We start from the raw sequence: 16,379 nt of genomic DNA, 5'->3' as shown, positions 1-16,379 counted from the left end.
GAAGGACACAAAGGAGGGCAGGTCCTCGTGACCAGGGTTCGCACAGGAGGGGTACGCGCGGCGATCGGCGCCGTGCTCGCGGTGGCGCTGACGGCCGCGCTCGCCGGCTGCAGCAGCACCGGCGGCAAGCGCGCGGAGGACGCCCGCAAGGCGGCCGCGGCGCAGGGGCGGGCGGCCGTGAACACCCCCCGCTGGACCTTCGCCATGATCACCCACTCGGGCGACGGCGACACCTTCTGGGACATCGTCCAGAACGGCGCCAAGCAGGCCGCCGTCAAGGACAACATCAACTTCCTGTACGCCCACAGCGACGAGGCGCAGCAGCAGGCGCAGCTCATCGACTCGTACGTGGCCAAGAAGGTCGACGGCATCATCGTCAGCCTCGCCAAGCCCGACGCGATGAAGGCGTCCGTGGAGAAGGCCGTCAAGGCCGGCATCCCGGTGATCACGGTGAACTCCGGCGCCGAGGCGTCCAAGGCGTTCGGCGCGCTCACCCACATCGGCCAGGACGAGACCGTCGCCGGCGAGGCCGTCGGCACGGAGCTCGACAAGCGCGGCCGCAAGAAGGCCCTGTGCGTCCTGCACGAGCAGGGCAACGTCGGCCACGAGCAGCGCTGCGCCGGCGCGAAGAAGACCTTCGGCGGCGACATGCAGAACCTGTACGTCGACGGCACCAACATGCCCGACGTCCAGGCGTCCATCCTCGCCAAGCTCCAGGCCGACCCGTCCATCGACGCCGTCGTGACGCTCGGCGCGCCGTTCGCCGACGCGGCCGTGCAGGCGAAGCGCACGGCCGGCAGCAAGGCCGAGGTCGACACCTTCGACCTCAACGCCAAGGTCGCCGCCGCGCTCGACTCCGGCACCCTCGGCTTCGCCGTCGACCAGCAGCCGTACCTCCAGGGTTACGAGGCCGTCGACCTGCTCTGGCTCCACCGCTACAACGCCGACGTCCTCGGCGGCGGCAAGCCGGTGCTCACGGGCCCGCAGATCATCACCAAGGACGCGGCCGCCGCGCTGAAGGACTACACCGAGCGGGGCACCCGATGAGCGCCACCGCACCGCCCTCGGCCACGCCCCCGCCCTCACCCTCCGACGGTCTCGACCACGTCGACGAGCGGCTCCTGCGCACCTCGCCGCTGAAGAAGCTGCTCGCCCGCCCGGAACTCGGCTCGGTCGTCGGCGCGGTCGCCGTCTTCGCGTTCTTCTCGCTCGTCGCCGACAGCTTCCTGCGCCCCGCCAGCCTCGGCACCGTCCTCTACGCGGCCTCCACCATCGGCATCATGGCCGTGCCCGTGGCGCTGCTGATGATCGGCGGCGAGTTCGACCTGTCGGCCGGTGTCCTGGTCACCACCTCGGCGCTGGTCTCCTCGATGTTCAGCTACCAGATGACCGCGAACGTGTGGGTCGGCGTCGGCGTCTCGCTGCTCGTCACCCTCGCCGTCGGCGCGTTCAACGGCTTCATGCTGACCCGCACCGAGCTGCCGAGCTTCATCATCACGCTCGGCACCTTCCTGATGCTGACCGGCCTGAACCTCGGCTTCACCAAGCTGATCAGCGGCACCGTCTCCACCAAGTCGATCGCCGACATGGAGGGGTTCCCCGCCGCCCGGGACCTCTTCGCCTCCACCTGGACCGTCGGCGGCGTCGAGCTGAAGGTCACCATCCTGTGGTGGCTGGTCCTGGTCGCCCTCGCCACCTGGATCCTGCTGCGCACCCGCTTCGGCAACTGGATCTTCGCGGTCGGCGGCGGCGCGGACGCGGCCCGCGCGGTCGGCGTCCCGGTCCACCGGACCAAGATCCTCCTGTACATGGGCGTGGCCTTCTGCGCCTGGATCTCCGGCCAGCACCTGCTCTTCTCGTTCGACGTCGTCCAGTCCGGCGAGGGCGTCGGCAACGAGCTGATCTACATCATCGCGGCCGTCATCGGCGGCTGTCTGATCACCGGCGGCTACGGCTCGGCCATCGGCTCCGCCGTCGGCGCCTTCATCTTCGGCATGACCGGGAAGGGCATCGTGTACGCGGAGTGGAACCCGGACTGGTTCAAGTTCTTCCTCGGCGCCATGCTGCTGCTCGCCACCCTCCTGAACGCCTGGATCCGCAAGCGCGTGGAGGCCACCAAGTGACCACGGCACCGACCACCACCGCCGGCACCGCGAGCCCGCTCGTCGAGCTCGACGACGTCAGCAAGTACTACGGCAACATCCGCGCCCTCGAAGGCGTCTCCCTGGAGGTGAACGCGGGCGGGATCTCCTGCGTCCTCGGCGACAACGGCGCCGGCAAGTCCACCCTCATCAAGATCGTCGCCGGTCTGCACCGGCACGACGCCGGCAGCTTCCGCATCGAGGGCGAGGAGGTCACCCTCGCCAACCCGCGCGAGGCCCTCGACCGCGGCATCGCCACCGTCTACCAGGACCTCGCCGTGGTCCCGCTGATGCCGGTGTGGCGCAACTTCTTCCTCGGCTCCGAGCCCACTCGCGGCAAGGGCCCCTTCAAGCGCCTCGACGTCGAGCTGATGCGCGAGACCACCCGGACGGCACTGCTGCGCATGGGCATCGACCTGCGCGACGTCGACCAGCCCATCGGCACCCTGTCCGGCGGCGAGCGGCAGTGCGTGGCCATCGCCCGAGCCGTCCACTTCGGCGCCAAGGTCCTCGTCCTCGACGAGCCGACCGCCGCGCTCGGGGTGAAGCAGTCCGGGGTCGTCCTGAAGTACGTGGCCGCCGCACGTGACCAGGGCCTCGGCGTGGTCCTCATCACCCACAACCCGCACCACGCCTATCTCGTGGGCGATCGTTTCGTCCTGCTGAAGCGCGGGGTCATGGCGGGCAGCCACACCAAGGACTCCGTCACCCTCGACGAGTTGACCCGCCAGATGGCCGGCGGCAGCGAGCTGGAGGACCTGCGCCACGAGCTGGAACGCCCGTCCGGGACGTGATCGCGTCCGTCACGCGCCCCCTCCACCCCACCTGGCAGAATCGAGCCGATGAGTACCTACCGTGACCTGACGCTCAGGGGCGCCTCCCGCGGCACGGTCCTGCGGACCGTCGGCACCCGGGAACGGCGCTCCCACCTGACCGCGCCGCGGGTGCCCACCGTCGGCATCGACATCGGCGGTACGAAGGTGATGGCCGGCGTCGTCGACGCGGACGGCAACATCCTGGAGAAGGTCCGCACCGAGACCCCCGACAAGTCCAAGAGCCCCAAGGTCGTCGAGGACACCATCGTCGAGCTGGTCCTGGACCTCTCCGACCGGCACGACGTGCACGCCGTCGGCATCGGCGCCGCCGGCTGGGTCGACGCCGACCGGGCCCGGGTGCTCTTCGCCCCCCACCTCGCCTGGCGCAACGAGCCGCTCCGCGACGCCCTCCAGGACCGGCTCGCCGTCCCCGTCATGGTGGACAACGACGCCAACACCGCCGCCTGGGCCGAGTGGCGCTTCGGCGCCGGACGCGGCGAGGACCACCTCGTCATGATCACCCTCGGCACCGGCATCGGCGGCGCCATCCTGGAGGACGGCCAGGTCAAGCGCGGCAAGTACGGGGTCGCCGGCGAGTTCGGGCACATGCAGGTCGTCCCCGGCGGCCACCGCTGCCCCTGCGGCAACCGCGGCTGCTGGGAGCAGTACAGCTCCGGCAACGCCCTGGTCCGCGAGGCCCGTGAGCTCGCCGCCGCCGACTCCCCGGTCGCGTACAACATCATCGAGCGGGTCAAGGGCAGCGTCCCCGACATCACGGGCCCGCTCATCACCGAGCTCGCCCGCGAGGGCGACGCCATGTGCGTCGAGCTGCTCCAGGACATCGGCCAGTGGCTGGGCGTCGGCCTCGCCAACCTGGCCGCCGCCCTCGACCCGTCCTGCTTCGTCATCGGCGGCGGCGTCTCGGCCGCCGACGACCTGCTCATCGGCCCGGCCCGGGACGCCTTCCGCCGCCACCTCACCGGCCGCGGCTACCGCCCCGAGGCCCGCATCGCCCGCGCCCAGCTCGGCCCCGAGGCCGGCATGGTCGGCGCCGCCGACCTCGCCCGGCTCGTCGCCCGCCGCTTCCGCCGCGCCAACCGGCGCCGCGTCGAGCGCTACGAGCGGTACGGGCGCTACACCCAGGCGCTGCGCGCCACCGCCGACCGCAGCACCCGCACCACCCCCGAGGACCCGCAGACATGACCGTGGCGTCGCCCCCGCCCCCGCCCACCCTGCCCCACCCCGCCCCGGCCCCGGACGGCAGGCTGCCCGAGGACCGGCGGCACATGCTGCGCCGCCGCTTCCTGACGCTGCTCACCATCGTGCTGCTCATCGGCGTCCCGGCCGGCTATCTGGTGATCTCCGCCAACCAGAGCCGGGACAGCGGACTCGACAAGGAGCGCGAGTCCGCCCCCGTGGGCCTCCAGGACAACTGGCCCTCGCAGATGAAGCGCCGGGTCTTCGAGATCCCGGTCCCGTCCGACGCCTGGCACGTCGCCTACTACGAGACCAGCAACTGGAAGACCAGCCGGCTCTACGTGCAGTTCACCACCACGGCGAACGGGCTCGACACCTACCTCGCCGAAAGCGGCACCAGCCGCGCCGCCCTCACGGCCGGTCGGGTCACCGTCGGCGAGCACGACTCCGGCATCGTCGGCTGGGACTTCACCTCCGGCCACCACGCCTGGACGGGCACCAGCGTCAGCCGCGAGAAGCCCCGCCCCACCAGCGACATCACCGTCAACCTCGACGACCCGGCGTTCCCGCGCGTGTACGTGGTCTCCACGACGTCCCCCTGACCCCCACGCCCGCCCCGCCACGGAATGTGAGAGCGTGCAGGGCGTGAGTGAGACTGTGACGAACAACCTGCAATACCGACTGGACGGCCGCGACGACGCTCCGGTGCTGGTCCTGGCGCCCTCGCTCGGCGCCACCTGGCACATGTGGGACCGGCAGATACCCGAGCTCACACGCACCTGGAGGGTCCTCCGCTTCGACCTGCCCGGCCACGGCGGCGCCCCCGCCCATCCGGCGAGCTCGGTCGCCGAGCTCGGCGACCGGCTGCTCGCCACCCTCGACGAGCTCGGCATCCAGCGCTTCGGCTACGCCGGCTGCGCCCTCGGCGGCGCCATCGGCATCGACCTCGCGCTGCGCGCCCCGCACCGGGTCGCCTCGCTCGCGCTGGTCGCCACCTCGCCCCGCTTCGGCACCCCCGACGAGTTCCGCCAGCGCGCCGTGATGGTCCGCGCCAACGGCCTGGAGCCGATCGCCCGCAGCGCGCCCGAGCAGTGGTTCACGCCCACCTTCGCCGGCGCCCAGCCCGCCATCGTCGACTGGGCCGTGCAGATGATCCGCACCACCGACCCCGGCTGCTACATCGCCGCCTGCGAGGCGCTCGCGGTCTTCGACGTCCGCGAGGCGCTCGGCCGGATCGCGATCCCCGCGCTCGTGCTCGTCGGCTCCGAGGACGCCGTCACCGGACCCGCCGAGGCCCGCACCCTCGTCGCCGGCATCGCCGACGCCCGGCTCGCCGTCGTCCCCGGCGCCTCCCACCTGGCCCCGGTCGAACAGCCCGCCGCCGTCACCGAGCTGCTCGCCGGCCACTTCGCGCCGCTCGGCCACGACACCCACGGCGCCCTCGCCGTCGTCCCCGCGCCGCCCGGCGTGCCGGCCCCGCAGGTCCCGCCGGGCCCGGCCGCCCCGCAGGTCTCCGCACCCGTCGTCCCGGCCGGCGAGATCGCCCCGGCCGCGCCCGCCGAGGAGACCGCGGCGCCGCGCCCCGACTCGTACGAGACCGGGCTCAAGCTGCGCCGCGAGGTGCTCGGCGACGCCCATGTCGACGAGGCCCTCGCCGAGCCCTTCGACGCGGACTTCCAGACCCTCGTCACCCGCTTCGCCTGGGGCGAGGTGTGGAGCCGCGACGGCCTCGACCGGCGCACCCGCAGCGCCGTCACGCTCGCCGCGCTGATCGCCGGCGGCCATCACGACGCCCTCGCCGACCACACCCGGGCCGCCCTGCGCAACGGCCTGAGCCCGGACGAGCTGCGCGAGATCCTGCTGCAGACCGCCGTCTACTGCGGTCTCCCGGCGGCCGAGAGCGCACTGCGGGTCGTCCGCCGCGTGATCGAGGAGTACACGACCCCGCAGGCGTAGCCTGCCGGGTGTGAAGCTCACCAAGAACACCCACGCCTGCGTCCGCCTGGAGAAGGACGGGCGGACGCTCGTCATCGACCCCGGGATGTTCACCGAGGAGGACGCCGCGCTCGGCGCGGACGTCCTCCTCGTCACCCACGAGCACCCCGACCACTTCGACGAGGCCCGGCTGCGCGCCGCCCTGGACGCCGACCCGGCCGCCGAGGTGTGGACGCTGCGGAGCGTCGCCGAGCAGCTGACCGCCGCGTTCCCCGGCCGCGTCCACACCGTCGGCCACGGCGACACCTTCTCCGCCGCCGGCTTCGACGTCCAGGTGCACGGCGAGCTGCACGCCGTGATCCACCCGGACATCCCGCGGATCACCAACGTCGGCTTCCTGGTCGACGGTTCGGTCTTCCACCCGGGCGACGCGCTGACCGTCCCGGACCGTCCGGTGGAGACGCTGTTCCTGCCGGTCATGGCCCCGTGGAACAAGATCTCCGAGGTCATCGACTACGTCCGCGAGGTCAAGCCGGTCCGCGCGTACGACATCCACGACGCGCTCCTCACCGACCTGGCCCGCCCCATCTACGACCGCCAGATCGGCGCCCTCGGCGGCACCGACCACCGCCGGCTCGCCCCGGGCGACTCGACCGAGCTGTGAGACGCCGCCCGGTGACTGTCACACCCCGCGGCTAGGCTTGCGGACATGCGCATCGCCACCTGGAACGTCAATTCGATCACCGCCCGGCTGCCCCGGCTCCTGGCCTGGCTGGAGAGCAGCGGCACCGACGTGCTGTGCATCCAGGAGACCAAGTGCACCGCCGAGCAGTTCCCCACCGAGGAGCTGCGCGAGCTGGGGTACGAGTCGGTGGTCAACGCCACCGGCCGGTGGAACGGGGTCGCCCTGCTCTCCCGGGTCGGCCTGGAGGACGTCGTCACCGGCCTGCCCGGCGGCCCCGACTACGAGGGGCTGCAGGAGCCGCGGGCCGTCTCCGCGACCTGCGGCCCGGTCCGCGTCTGGTCGGTGTACGTGCCGAACGGCCGCGAGGTGGCCCACGAGCACTACGCGTACAAGCTGCGCTGGCTGGAGGCGCTGAAGGCGGCCGTCGCCGACGACGCGGCGGCCGGGCGCCCCTTCGCCGTGCTCGGCGACTTCAACATCGCGCCCACCGACGACGACGTCTTCGACATCGCCGCCTTCGAGGGCGCCACCCATGTCACCGCTCCGGAGCGGGCCGCGCTCGCCGCGCTGCGCGAGGCCGGCCTCGACGACGTGGTGCCGCGCCCGCTGAAGTACGCCCACCCGTTCACGTACTGGGACTACCGCCAGCTCTGCTTCCCGAAGAACCGGGGCATGCGCATCGACCTGGTCTACGGCAACAAGCCGTTCGCCGACGCCGTCAAGGACAGCTACGTGGACCGCGAGGAGCGCAAGGGCAAGGGCGCCTCCGACCACGCCCCGGTCGTCGTCGACCTCGACGTCTGACGGTCCGCCCGACGGCGGATGATCTCCGCGTGCCGGGTGGTGCCGGCCAGGGCGCGGTGGGACGCTGGTCGGATGAACATCCCCTTCCTGGACAACTGGCGCAAACGGCACGAAGCCGAACGGTCCCCGCTGGTCACGGTCTTCGACCGGGACCCGGCGGGCGCGGCCGAGCTGCTCGCCGAGTGCGAGCTGCTGCGCAGCCGTGCCCAGGACGCCGGGGTGCGGCTCGACGACACCCCGCGCTCGCTCGCCGCCCTCGACCAGCTGCCGCCGCGCTGGCGCGAGGACCCCGAGGAGCTGCCGTGGTTCGGCAACGACGCGGGGCTCTACCTCGGCACGGTCGTCGTACGGACCGTGCCCGGCGCCGGCTGGCGGCTGCGGCCCGACGGCCAGCCGGTGGTCCAGCTCCCCTCGGGCCGCGAGATCGACGTGGTGGCGGCCGGCCTCGACTGGGCCGCGACCGGCATCCCGGAGCTCTCCCAGATCTACGGCGAGGCCGCCGAGTACTGACCGCTTCGCCGGTCACCGGCGGCCGGGGGTCACTCCGTCCGGAGGGGCACCGACAGATACGACGGGTCGTCCGCCGGGGAGGAGAAGGCCAGCCGCGCACCGGCCGGGTTGTGCTCGATGTAGAGCGGGTCGACGGTGTCCACGACCAGGGCGAGCCGGTGGCCGGCCGGCACGTCGTACGCGGTGGAGAACAGCTCCAGGTCGACGGCGAACGGGCGCCCGGGCGTGCGGTCGTGGAAGGTGTACGGGGCGTTGCTCACCAGCTTGCCGAGGCCGAGCGGGCCCACGTCGTAGAGGTACGCGACGAAGGTGCCGCTCTCGGCGGTCGGCGTGACCGTGGTGTGCAGCCGCACCGTGCCGCGCACCCGCTGCGGGGCGTCGGCGCGCTCGGACTGCCACACGGCCGCGAAGGCGCGCGGGAGCAGCGGGATGGAGGCGACGGGCGGGGTCTTGAAGAACTGGTCGAGGGTGTCGGAGAGCATCACGACTCCGCCGTCGGCGCCGGAGTCGACGCCGGTGAGGACGCGCCGGGTGTCGTCGAGGGCGAACTTGCGCCGGTTCGCCTGGACGGACTTCCAGTCGGGGTAGCCCTCGTAGCCGGCGTCGGAGCGCGGCTTCAGCTGGACGGGCCGCTCGCGGTCGATGCCGTTGTCGGCGCCCTTGAGGTAGTGGTCGAACCAGCGGTGGGCGTTGGTCCAGGTGTCGTTGGGCAGCCCGAACAGGCCGGTGGCCTCGGCGGTGGCGTGGTCGCCGGGCCGGAACTCCAGGCGCTTGGGCAGGTCGAGCTTCTCGTAGAAGCTCGCGTACTGGTTGGGCGGGAAGATGGTGTCGCCCCAGGCGTTGCCGAGCATGACGGCCGGGTGGCTGGCGTTGAGCGCGTCGAGGTAGGTGGTGGCGGACCGGGCGCGGCCCCAGGCGATCATCTCGTCCTCCTTCGCCAGGTTGGAGGAGAGGAAGTCGGCGAGGACCTGCCGGAGTTCGGGCCCGGGCCGTCCGGTCAGATAGCCGGTGCCGCCGAGCAGGGCCGCGGCCTGGAGGTGCTGGGTACGGCCGCTGTAGATGGAGTCGATGAGGTCGGCCCAGCCGCTGAGCGCGGCCACCGCCCGGATCCGCTTGTCGTGCGCGGCCGCGAGGAGGCTGATCCCCGCGCCGTACGACACCCCGGCCATCCCGACCTTCGCCGGGTCGGCCGGGGTGTGGGCGAGCGCCCAGTCGATGACGAGCGAGGCGTCGGCGATGTCCTTGGGGCCGGCGGTCTCGATCTCGCCGCCCGACTGCCAGAAGCCGCGGCTGTTGTAACTCACCACGACGTAGCCGGAGTCGGCGAGCTTCTCGGCCTGCGCGAGGTACTCGATCTGCGGCATCGCCCAGCTCGTGGGCAGCACGATCACCGGATAGCGGGCGGAGCCGTCGGCGCCGGCCGGGGTGACGACGTTGGCCTTGAGGACGGTGCCGCCCTCGCCCGCGATGTCGACGAACCGGACGGTGGGGACGGACTGTTCGGCGGCCCGGGCGGCGGGCGCGAGGCCGAGGGCCGTGCCGGCGACGAGGGAGGCCGATACGGCGAAGGTCAGGGCGGTACGCACGGGTCACTCCTCACTGGGTGCCACTGTGGGGACAGTGAATGGGGGGCAGTGAAAGTGACTCGACGGTAACCGCGATGACTTACCGAAGGTAACTGGCCGGTAAGTTACGCAAGGGTAACGATCGCCTCCCGGTAGTCGTCGAGCGCCTCGCGGTAGCGCTCGGCGGCCACCAGGAACATGGCCCGGTCGGGTCAGCGCCTGGGGGAGTGCGCCGGGTGGCGCGACTGTGCCTTCCGTCCTACGAAAACCGGCCCTGACCTGTCATGATGGTGACGTCTTCACTCCGACGGGAGGGCCGGTGGGCAGCAGCGGCACATCCGAAGTCCCCGAGGTTCCCGAAGTCCTGGACGTCCCCGACGTCTTCGACCCCCGGATCTACGCCGCCGGGATCCCGCACGAACGCTTCCGTGTCCTGCGCGACCGTCACCCCGTCGTCCGCCAGGACGAGTACGAGGTCCTCGGCTGGCCCGCCGGGCCCGGCTTCTGGGCCGTGACGCGGCACGCCGACGTCGTACGGGTGCTCAAGGACACGGCCGGCTTCTCGTCGTACCTCGGCGCGACCCAGATCCGCGACCCCGACCCGGCCGATCTGCCGTTCATCCGGCGCATGATGCTGAACCAGGACCCCCCGCACCACGGGCGGCTGCGCCGGCTCGTCAGCCGCGCCTTCACCCCCGGCCGGATCGAACGCTTCACCGAGACCGCGCGGCGGCGCGCCCGCCAACTGCTCACCGACGCACGGGAGTCGGGAGCGGGCGGGGAGGTGGACCTGGTGCGGGCCGTCACCGACGACTACGCGCTGCTCAACCTCACCGACATCCTCGGCGTCCCCGCGGCCGACCGCGGACTGCTGCACGCCTGGACCGAGCGGGTGATCGCCTACCAGGACCCCGACGAGCCGCCCGTGCTCGACGCCGACGGGAGGCCCGTCAACCCCCGCTCCCCGGCGATGCTCGCCGAGATGTTCGGCTACGCGCAGGACCTCGCCGCCCACAAGCGCGCGCACCCCGCCGACGACATCATGACCGTGCTCGCGCACTCCGAACTCCAGGACGCCGAGCTGGAGATGTTCTTCTTCCTGCTGACCGTCGCGGGCAACGACACCGTCCGCAGCGCCGCCCCCGGCGGACTGCTCGCACTCGCCGAACACCCGGAGGAACTCCGGAGGTTGTGGGACGGCAAGGTGGACACCGACACGGCCGTCGGCGAACTGCTGCGCATCCACCCGCCCGTCCTGCACATCCGCCGCACCGCCGCCCGGGACACCGAGCTGGCCGGGGTGCCCATCGCCGCGGGCGACAAGGTCGTCGTCTTCCACGCCTCCGCGAACTTCGACGACCGCGCCTTCGCCGACCCGCACCGGCTCGACCTCGCCCGCACGCCGAACCCGCACGTCTCCTTCGGTGACGGCCCGCACGTGTGCCTCGGCGCCCACTTCGCCCGGCTGCAACTCAGGCTGCTCCACGAGGAGATGCGCGAGGCCTGCGCGGACCTGGAGACCGCCGGGCCGCCCCGGCGCCTGGTCTCCCACTTCATCAACGGGATCAAGTCGCTGCCGGTGCGGGTGGCGTGGCGGAGCTGAGCGGCCGCGCCGTCGCCTGCCGGGTCACGTCGGCGACGAGCTCGACGACATCGGGGCCGTACGCCTGCGAGTTGACGACGCGCAGGAGCAGGGCGAAGGTGCCGTCGGGACCGTACTTACCGGCCAGCGCCTTGTGGTGGCGGGCCAGATGGCGCGCGGCGGCCTGGTTGGTGACCGCGGCCTGACCGCACAGCAGGAACACGGGGCGGCCTCCCTCGCCGCGGGTGAGGCGGGCGAGGACGACGTACTCGCTCACGCCCCAGTCCGGGCGGTAGGTCTCGCCGGCCACGGTGATCATCCCCCGGTCCTCGGGCGGGTCCTGCTCGACGTTCATGGTGAGCCCTGGCAGCAGGTTCGGCAGGTGCGCCGCCATGCGGCGGTTCGAGAACGGCCCGCCGATGCAGAACTCGGCTATCTCGCCCAGGCCCTGACGTGCTGTGTCGTGCTGCACGACCCGGGGCCGTGCCCCGCAGTCCTTGATCAGCGCCGACAGTTCGAGCAGCGCCGACACGTCGGTGGTGTGCACCCCGCGTTCGCTGCCGGCCATACGGTTCACCACGAGCAGACACTCCGAGCCGGAGGGCAGCCCGAAGAACGCCTGCTTCCTGCGGAGTCGGCGGCGCCACAGATACGTCCGGGTCAGCCAGCCGATCGAGCCGCTGACGCCGGTGGCCAGGACCCCGAGCACGACATTGCGCAGGTCTTCGTTCATGGGCGCGCATGGTAGCGGGGTGCGGCCGGTTGTTCGAGACGCGGTCCTGACGCGATGCGGTCCGGACGCGGTCCTGACGTGACGCCCGGGCGGAAGTTACGCTGCGCGGACACTCGTTGACCGGAGGTAGGGAATGCGCGTTTCCGCCGTACGTTACGGGTCGATCCTGGCCGTCGCCGCGACGGTCCTCGCGGTGGGCGCGGCCGCCCCGCCGACCGCGGGCGCCACCTCCGCCAAGGTGCCCGTCGCCACCGGCTGGGGCGGCGCCGTCGCCAGCGTCGACGCGGACGCCTCCGCCGCCGGCATCGAGGTGCTCCGCAAGGGCGGCAACGCGGTCGACGCCGCCGTCGCCGTGGCCGCCGCGCTCGGCGTCACCGAGCCCTACTCGGCCGGCATCGGCGGAGGCGGCTACTTCGTCTACTACGACGCCAAGTCCCGTACGGTGCAGACCATCGACGGCCGCGAGACCGCCCCCGGCTCCGCCGACGCGAACCTCTTCGTCGAGAACGGCGCGCCCATCCCGTTCGAGCAGGGCCAGACCAGCGGCCGGAGCGTCGGCACCCCCGGCACCCCCGCCACCTGGCAGACCGCCCTCGACGCCTGGGGCAGCAAGCCGCTCCGGCGCCTCCTGGAGCCCGCCGAGCGACTGGCCCGCGACGGCTTCACCGTCGACGCCACCTTCCGCGCCCAGACCGCCGGCAACGAGGCCCGCTTCCGCGACTTCCCGGCCACCTCCGAACTCTTCCTGCCCGGCGGACAGTTGCCCGTCGTCGGCTCGGTCTTCAAGAACCCCGACCTGGCCCACACCTACGAGACCCTGGGACGGGAGGGCGTCGGCTCGCTTTACAAGGGCCCGCTCGCCGACGACATCGTGAACACCGTCCAGCACCCGCCGGTCCGCGCCGGCGCCACCCGGGTCGTCCGCGCCGGCGACCTGACCGAGGCCGACCTCGCCGGGTACGAGACGATCCGGCGCCGGCCCACGAAGGTCTCGTACCGCGGGCTCGACGTGTACTCGATGGCACCGTCGTCCTCCGGCGGCACCACCGTCGGCGAGGCCCTCAACATCCTGGAGGGCACCGACCTCGCGCATGCCTCCCAGGCCCGCTATCTGCACCGCTTCATCGAGGCGAGCCGGATCGCCTTCGCCGACCGCGGCCGCTGGGTCGGCGACCCGGCCTTCGAGGACGTGCCCACCCGCGGTCTGCTCTCGCAGCGGTACGCCGACTCCCGGGCCTGCCTGATCCGCGACGACGCGGCCCTCACCAGCCCCCTCGCGCCCGGCGACCCGCGCGACCCGGCGGCGGGCTGCCGGGCGGGCGGGACCGCCGCCCCGACCACGTACGAGGGCGAGAACACCACGCATCTGACCGTGGCCGACAAGTGGGGCAACGTCGTCGCCTACACCCTCACCATCGAGTCCACCGGCGGCAGCGGCATCACCGTCCCCGGTCGCGGCTTCCTGCTCAACAACGAGCTGACCGACTTCTCCTTCGCCCCCGCCAACCCTGCCGTGCACGACCCCAACCTGCCCGGTCCCGGCAAGCGCCCGCGCTCCTCGATCTCCCCGACGATCGTGCTCGACAAGGCGGGCCGGCCGGTGCTCGCGCTCGGCTCGCCGGGCGGCGCGACCATCATCACCACCGTCCTGCAGACCCTCACCGGGGTCGTCGACCGCGGTCTGCCGCTCGTCGACGCCATCGCCGCACCTCGCGCCAGCCAGCGCAACCAGGCCACCACGGAGCTCGAACCGGCCCTGTGGAACAGCCCGTTGAAGGCGGAGCTGGAAGCGATCGGGCACGGCTTCCGGCAGAACCCGGAGATCGGCGCGGCGACCGGCGTGCAGCGGCTGCCGGACGGACGCTGGCTGGCCGCGGCGGAGCCGGTGCGCCGGGGCGGTGGCTCGGCGATGGTGGTCCGCCCGGACTCGGGCGACTAGGGCCCGTCCGACCCTGATCCGCCGGACAGGCCCTGGCGGCTACAGAGCGGTCAGGATCCGCGGGCCGTCGTCCGTGATCGCCACGGTGTGCTCGGTGTGGGCGGCGCGCGAGCCGTCGAAGGTACGGATCGTCCAGCCGTCCCGCGCCGTGTAGTGACGGTCGCCGCCGCCGGCGATCAGCATCGGCTCGATCGCGATCACCATCCCGTGCCGCAGCGGCATGCCCCGGCCCGGCCGTCCCTCGTTGGGCACGTCCGGGCCCTCGTGCATGGTGCGGCCCACGCCGTGCCCGCCGAACCCGTCCGGGATGCCGTACCCGGCCTCGCGGCAGACCCGGCCGATCGCGTGGGCGACGTCCCCGATCCGGTTGCCGACCCGTGCCGCCGCGATGCCGGCCTCCAGTGCCTCCTGCGCCGTCTCGATCAGCCGGGTGTCCTCGGCGCGGGCCCGGCCGACCGTGAAGCTCACGGCCGCGTCCCCGACCCAGCCGTCGAGCACCGCGCCGCAGTCCACGCTCAGCAGATCGCCGTCGGCGAGCCGGGTGTCGTCCGGGACGCCGTGCACGATCGCGTCGTTCACCGACAGGCACACCACGGCCGGGAAGGGCACCGGTGCCCAGTCCGGGCGGTATCCCAGGAACGGCGACCCGGCCTCCGCTGCCGCGAGCACCTCCCGTGCCACGCCGTCGAGTTCGGCGAGCGTCACCCCGGGCGCCGCCTTCTCCCGTACGGCCTCCAGGGCGCGGGCCACGACCCGGCCCGCCTCGCGCATCGCCAGCAGGTTCTCGTTGGTCTTGATCTCCACCATGCCAATTACTATACCGGTATAAGAATGGTGTCCGTGGCCGCGGGTCCGTAGAATGGGCCCATGGTGCGCACCCCCCTGACCCCCGAAGAGCGCGAGCGCGGCGAACGCCTCGGCCTCCTGCTGCGCGAGGCCCGCGGCCCCCGCTCCATGGCCGAGATCGCCGCCGCTGCCGGCCTCTCCGCCGAGACCCTCCGCAAGATCGAGACGGGCCGCGCCCCGACCCCCGCCTTCTTCACCGTGGCGGCGCTGGCGGGCGTCCTCGGGCTCTCGCTCGACCAGCTGGTGGAGCACTGCCTTCCCGTGGAGGCCGCAGCCGCGGCGTGACGCGGCGGCGGCGTGACGCGGCGGCGGCCCCTACGGGCGAGTGCCGTGCGGGGCCGCTACGCCGACACCGCCAGCTGCACCCGGCTGTGCCGCGGCCGCTCGGCCTCGTCGACGATCGCGCGGGCGAGGTCCGCGTGGGCGATCCGGCCCGGGCCGTCGAGGACCGTGCCGACCGCCGTGCGGTAGCCACCGGTCACGGGAGCCTCCGCGTTCAGGTCGAGCGGGGGCACCACCATCAGCCAGTCGAGCTCCGTGCCCGCCTCGGCCGTGAGCAGGCCGAACTCGTCGACGTGGCCCTGCGAGAAGGCCCGGTACTCCTCGGGGAAGTCCGGGGCGTCCATCACCCGCACGCCCGGCGCGGTCTCCAGCGTCGTGGCGATGCCCACCACGACCAGCCGGCCCACGCCCGCCTCCGCGAGCCCCGCGAGCAGCGCCTCGGCGGCCGCCGTGAAGTGGTCCACGGCCGGGACGTCGAGCCGGACGGAGGCGTTCACCGCCGCCGTGTGGCCCGCCGCGAGCGCCGCCACCGACCCGGGATCGGTGACGTCGCCCCGTACCAGGGTCACCGAATCCCCTTGCAGGTCACGGTACTTGGCGGGGTCGCGGACCACGGCCGTCACCCGCAGGCCCCGGGCCACCGCCTCCGCCACGGTCGCACGGCCGACCCGGCCGCCCGCGCCGAACACGACGATGTCGTTCTTCCGGGCGTTCACGCTGTTCGTGTCGTCAGTCATGGGACGGACCGTAGGACGCGGGTACCCGGTTACTTCAACGGTACCGGCGCCCGCTGGGCTAGGTTCGGGTCATGGAGGACCTGACCGAGCCGAAGCCGCTGCCACGCGACCTGTTCCGCGACCCCGACTGCTCCGATTCCGCCCGGCCGATCCGCGTCGGCGGCAAGTGGACCGCCATGGTCCTGCGCTGCCTGGAGGACGGCCGGCCGCGCCGCTTCACCGAGCTGCGCGTCCCCCTCCACTGGGTCACCCCCAAGGTGCTCACCGAGACCCTGCGCGCCATGGAGCGCGACGGTTTCGTCTCCCGTACCGAGTACGACGAGAACCCGCCCCGCGTCGAGTACGCCCTCACCGACCTCGGCCGCTCCCTGCTCGACCCCCTGGACGCGGCCTGCGCGTGGGCCCGCGCCCACGCCCCCGAGATCACCGGCGCGCGCCGGTCCTACGACACGGCCGCGAGCGCCGGCAGCCCTGTGGCCTAACAACGGATGCGGGGCCGGGCGCCCGGCCCCACCGTGGACGCGTGAACCGTCGTCAGCAGCCCGCGCCCCGGAAGCCCGACCGCCGCCGCAGCGCGCCCCGCGACGCCGCCGCTCCTCGCCGCCACC

General features: G+C 72.9%; 17 protein-coding genes. 13 read left to right on the top strand and 4 right to left on the bottom strand.

The window, feature by feature from the left end; all coding sequences use genetic code 11:
- Positions 1-27 precede the first annotated feature (27 nt).
- The 9 genes from ACWEJX_RS26330 to ACWEJX_RS26290 all read left to right on the top strand — a co-directional run bounded on the left by ACWEJX_RS26330 (position 28) and on the right by ACWEJX_RS26290 (position 8,087).
- On the top strand, positions 28-1,047 hold the full coding sequence (locus ACWEJX_RS26330; RefSeq protein WP_451609881.1) for a sugar ABC transporter substrate-binding protein: 1,020 nt from the start codon (positions 28-30) through the stop codon (positions 1,045-1,047).
- A complete protein-coding gene (locus ACWEJX_RS26325) occupies positions 1,044-2,123 on the top strand; it encodes an ABC transporter permease (protein WP_451609880.1) in 1,080 nt (359 codons plus the stop codon). The genes ACWEJX_RS26330 and ACWEJX_RS26325 overlap by 4 nt, the downstream gene beginning before the upstream one ends.
- A complete protein-coding gene (locus ACWEJX_RS26320) occupies positions 2,120-2,935 on the top strand; it encodes an ATP-binding cassette domain-containing protein (RefSeq protein ID WP_451609879.1) in 816 nt (271 codons plus the stop codon). Before ACWEJX_RS26325 ends, ACWEJX_RS26320 begins: the two co-directional genes overlap by 4 nt.
- A gap of 48 nt (positions 2,936-2,983) precedes the next feature.
- Positions 2,984-4,159, top strand: coding sequence for an ROK family glucokinase (locus ACWEJX_RS26315; protein ID WP_451609878.1), 1,176 nt, complete (start codon positions 2,984-2,986; stop codon positions 4,157-4,159).
- Positions 4,156-4,755 carry a hypothetical protein gene (locus ACWEJX_RS26310; RefSeq protein ID WP_451609877.1) on the top strand — a complete coding sequence of 200 codons (600 nt, stop codon included), beginning with the start codon at positions 4,156-4,158 and terminating at the stop codon, positions 4,753-4,755. The genes ACWEJX_RS26315 and ACWEJX_RS26310 overlap by 4 nt, the downstream gene beginning before the upstream one ends.
- Positions 4,756-4,798: 43 nt before the next feature.
- The gene (gene pcaDC / locus ACWEJX_RS26305) at positions 4,799-6,109 is read left to right on the top strand and encodes a bifunctional 3-oxoadipate enol-lactonase/4-carboxymuconolactone decarboxylase PcaDC (protein WP_451609876.1); all 1,311 of its coding nucleotides are present in this window, start codon (positions 4,799-4,801) and stop codon (positions 6,107-6,109) included.
- A 10-nt stretch (positions 6,110-6,119) separates the two neighbouring features.
- On the top strand, positions 6,120-6,752 hold the full coding sequence (locus ACWEJX_RS26300; protein WP_451609875.1) for an MBL fold metallo-hydrolase: 633 nt from the start codon (positions 6,120-6,122) through the stop codon (positions 6,750-6,752).
- A gap of 45 nt (positions 6,753-6,797) precedes the next feature.
- Entirely contained in the window at positions 6,798-7,577 is a 780-nt protein-coding gene (locus ACWEJX_RS26295) for an exodeoxyribonuclease III (protein WP_451609874.1), read from the top strand.
- Positions 7,578-7,649: 72 nt separating this feature from the next.
- The gene (locus tag ACWEJX_RS26290; RefSeq protein WP_451609873.1) at positions 7,650-8,087 is read left to right on the top strand and encodes a DUF6278 family protein; all 438 of its coding nucleotides are present in this window, start codon (positions 7,650-7,652) and stop codon (positions 8,085-8,087) included.
- Positions 8,088-8,116: 29 nt separating this feature from the next.
- On the opposite strand, the gene ACWEJX_RS26285 is transcribed toward ACWEJX_RS26290, so the two are convergent.
- Positions 8,117-9,673, bottom strand: a complete 1,557-nt coding sequence (locus ACWEJX_RS26285) for an alpha/beta fold hydrolase (RefSeq protein ID WP_451609872.1) — start codon at positions 9,671-9,673, stop codon at positions 8,117-8,119.
- Between the two features lie 298 nt (positions 9,674-9,971).
- On the opposite strand from ACWEJX_RS26285, the gene ACWEJX_RS26280 reads away from it, so the two are divergent.
- The gene (locus ACWEJX_RS26280; protein ID WP_451609871.1) at positions 9,972-11,255 is read left to right on the top strand and encodes a cytochrome P450; all 1,284 of its coding nucleotides are present in this window, start codon (positions 9,972-9,974) and stop codon (positions 11,253-11,255) included.
- On the opposite strand, the gene ACWEJX_RS26275 is transcribed toward ACWEJX_RS26280, so the two are convergent.
- Entirely contained in the window at positions 11,218-11,967 is a 750-nt protein-coding gene (locus tag ACWEJX_RS26275; protein ID WP_451609870.1) for a hypothetical protein, read from the bottom strand. The two genes, ACWEJX_RS26280 and ACWEJX_RS26275, sit on opposite strands and share 38 nt — an antisense overlap.
- Positions 11,968-12,100: 133 nt before the next feature.
- On the opposite strand from ACWEJX_RS26275, the gene ggt reads away from it, so the two are divergent.
- The gene (ggt, locus tag ACWEJX_RS26270; RefSeq protein WP_451609869.1) at positions 12,101-13,906 is read left to right on the top strand and encodes a gamma-glutamyltransferase; all 1,806 of its coding nucleotides are present in this window, start codon (positions 12,101-12,103) and stop codon (positions 13,904-13,906) included.
- 39 nt (positions 13,907-13,945) lie between these two features.
- Here the strand turns inward: ggt and map are convergent, their stop codons facing one another.
- Complete coding sequence (gene map, locus ACWEJX_RS26265) at positions 13,946-14,713, bottom strand: type I methionyl aminopeptidase (protein ID WP_451609868.1); 768 nt, start codon at positions 14,711-14,713, stop codon at positions 13,946-13,948.
- A gap of 60 nt (positions 14,714-14,773) precedes the next feature.
- Here map and ACWEJX_RS26260 point away from each other — a divergent pair, with 60 nt between their 5' ends.
- A complete protein-coding gene (locus ACWEJX_RS26260; RefSeq protein WP_451609867.1) occupies positions 14,774-15,037 on the top strand; it encodes a helix-turn-helix domain-containing protein in 264 nt (87 codons plus the stop codon).
- Between the two features lie 56 nt (positions 15,038-15,093).
- Here the strand turns inward: ACWEJX_RS26260 and ACWEJX_RS26255 are convergent, their stop codons facing one another.
- The gene (locus ACWEJX_RS26255) at positions 15,094-15,771 is read right to left on the bottom strand and encodes an NAD(P)-dependent oxidoreductase (protein ID WP_451609866.1); all 678 of its coding nucleotides are present in this window, start codon (positions 15,769-15,771) and stop codon (positions 15,094-15,096) included.
- A 71-nt stretch (positions 15,772-15,842) separates the two neighbouring features.
- Here ACWEJX_RS26255 and ACWEJX_RS26250 point away from each other — a divergent pair, with 71 nt between their 5' ends.
- Positions 15,843-16,253 carry a winged helix-turn-helix transcriptional regulator gene (locus ACWEJX_RS26250; RefSeq protein WP_451609865.1) on the top strand — a complete coding sequence of 137 codons (411 nt, stop codon included), beginning with the start codon at positions 15,843-15,845 and terminating at the stop codon, positions 16,251-16,253.
- The last annotated feature ends 126 nt before the right edge of the window (positions 16,254-16,379 follow it).

It is taken from the genome of Streptomyces sp. NPDC004788 (assembly GCF_053601115.1).
The sequence above is the reverse complement of the archived record's forward strand: the minus strand, read 5'-3'. Positions and strand labels throughout refer to the sequence as shown.

Bases quoted from the DNA above. Each gene is read 5' to 3' on its own strand.
- ACWEJX_RS26325 (WP_451609880.1), top strand. From the start codon at position 1,044: ATGAGCGCCACCGCACCGCCCTCGGCCACGCCCCCGCCCTCACCCTCC.
- ACWEJX_RS26315 (WP_451609878.1), top strand. From the start codon at position 2,984: ATGAGTACCTACCGTGACCTGACGCTCAGGGGCGCCTCCCGCGGCACG.
- ACWEJX_RS26310 (WP_451609877.1), top strand. From the start codon at position 4,156: ATGACCGTGGCGTCGCCCCCGCCCCCGCCCACCCTGCCCCACCCCGCC.
- ACWEJX_RS26295 (WP_451609874.1), top strand. From the start codon at position 6,798: ATGCGCATCGCCACCTGGAACGTCAATTCGATCACCGCCCGGCTGCCC.
- ACWEJX_RS26290 (WP_451609873.1), top strand. From the start codon at position 7,650: ATGAACATCCCCTTCCTGGACAACTGGCGCAAACGGCACGAAGCCGAA.
- ACWEJX_RS26275 (WP_451609870.1), bottom strand. From the start codon at position 11,967: ATGAACGAAGACCTGCGCAATGTCGTGCTCGGGGTCCTGGCCACCGGC.
- ggt (WP_451609869.1), top strand. From the start codon at position 12,101: ATGCGCGTTTCCGCCGTACGTTACGGGTCGATCCTGGCCGTCGCCGCG.
- map (WP_451609868.1), bottom strand. From the start codon at position 14,713: ATGGTGGAGATCAAGACCAACGAGAACCTGCTGGCGATGCGCGAGGCG.
- ACWEJX_RS26260 (WP_451609867.1), top strand. From the start codon at position 14,774: ATGGTGCGCACCCCCCTGACCCCCGAAGAGCGCGAGCGCGGCGAACGC.
- ACWEJX_RS26255 (WP_451609866.1), bottom strand. From the start codon at position 15,771: ATGACTGACGACACGAACAGCGTGAACGCCCGGAAGAACGACATCGTC.
- ACWEJX_RS26250 (WP_451609865.1), top strand. From the start codon at position 15,843: ATGGAGGACCTGACCGAGCCGAAGCCGCTGCCACGCGACCTGTTCCGC.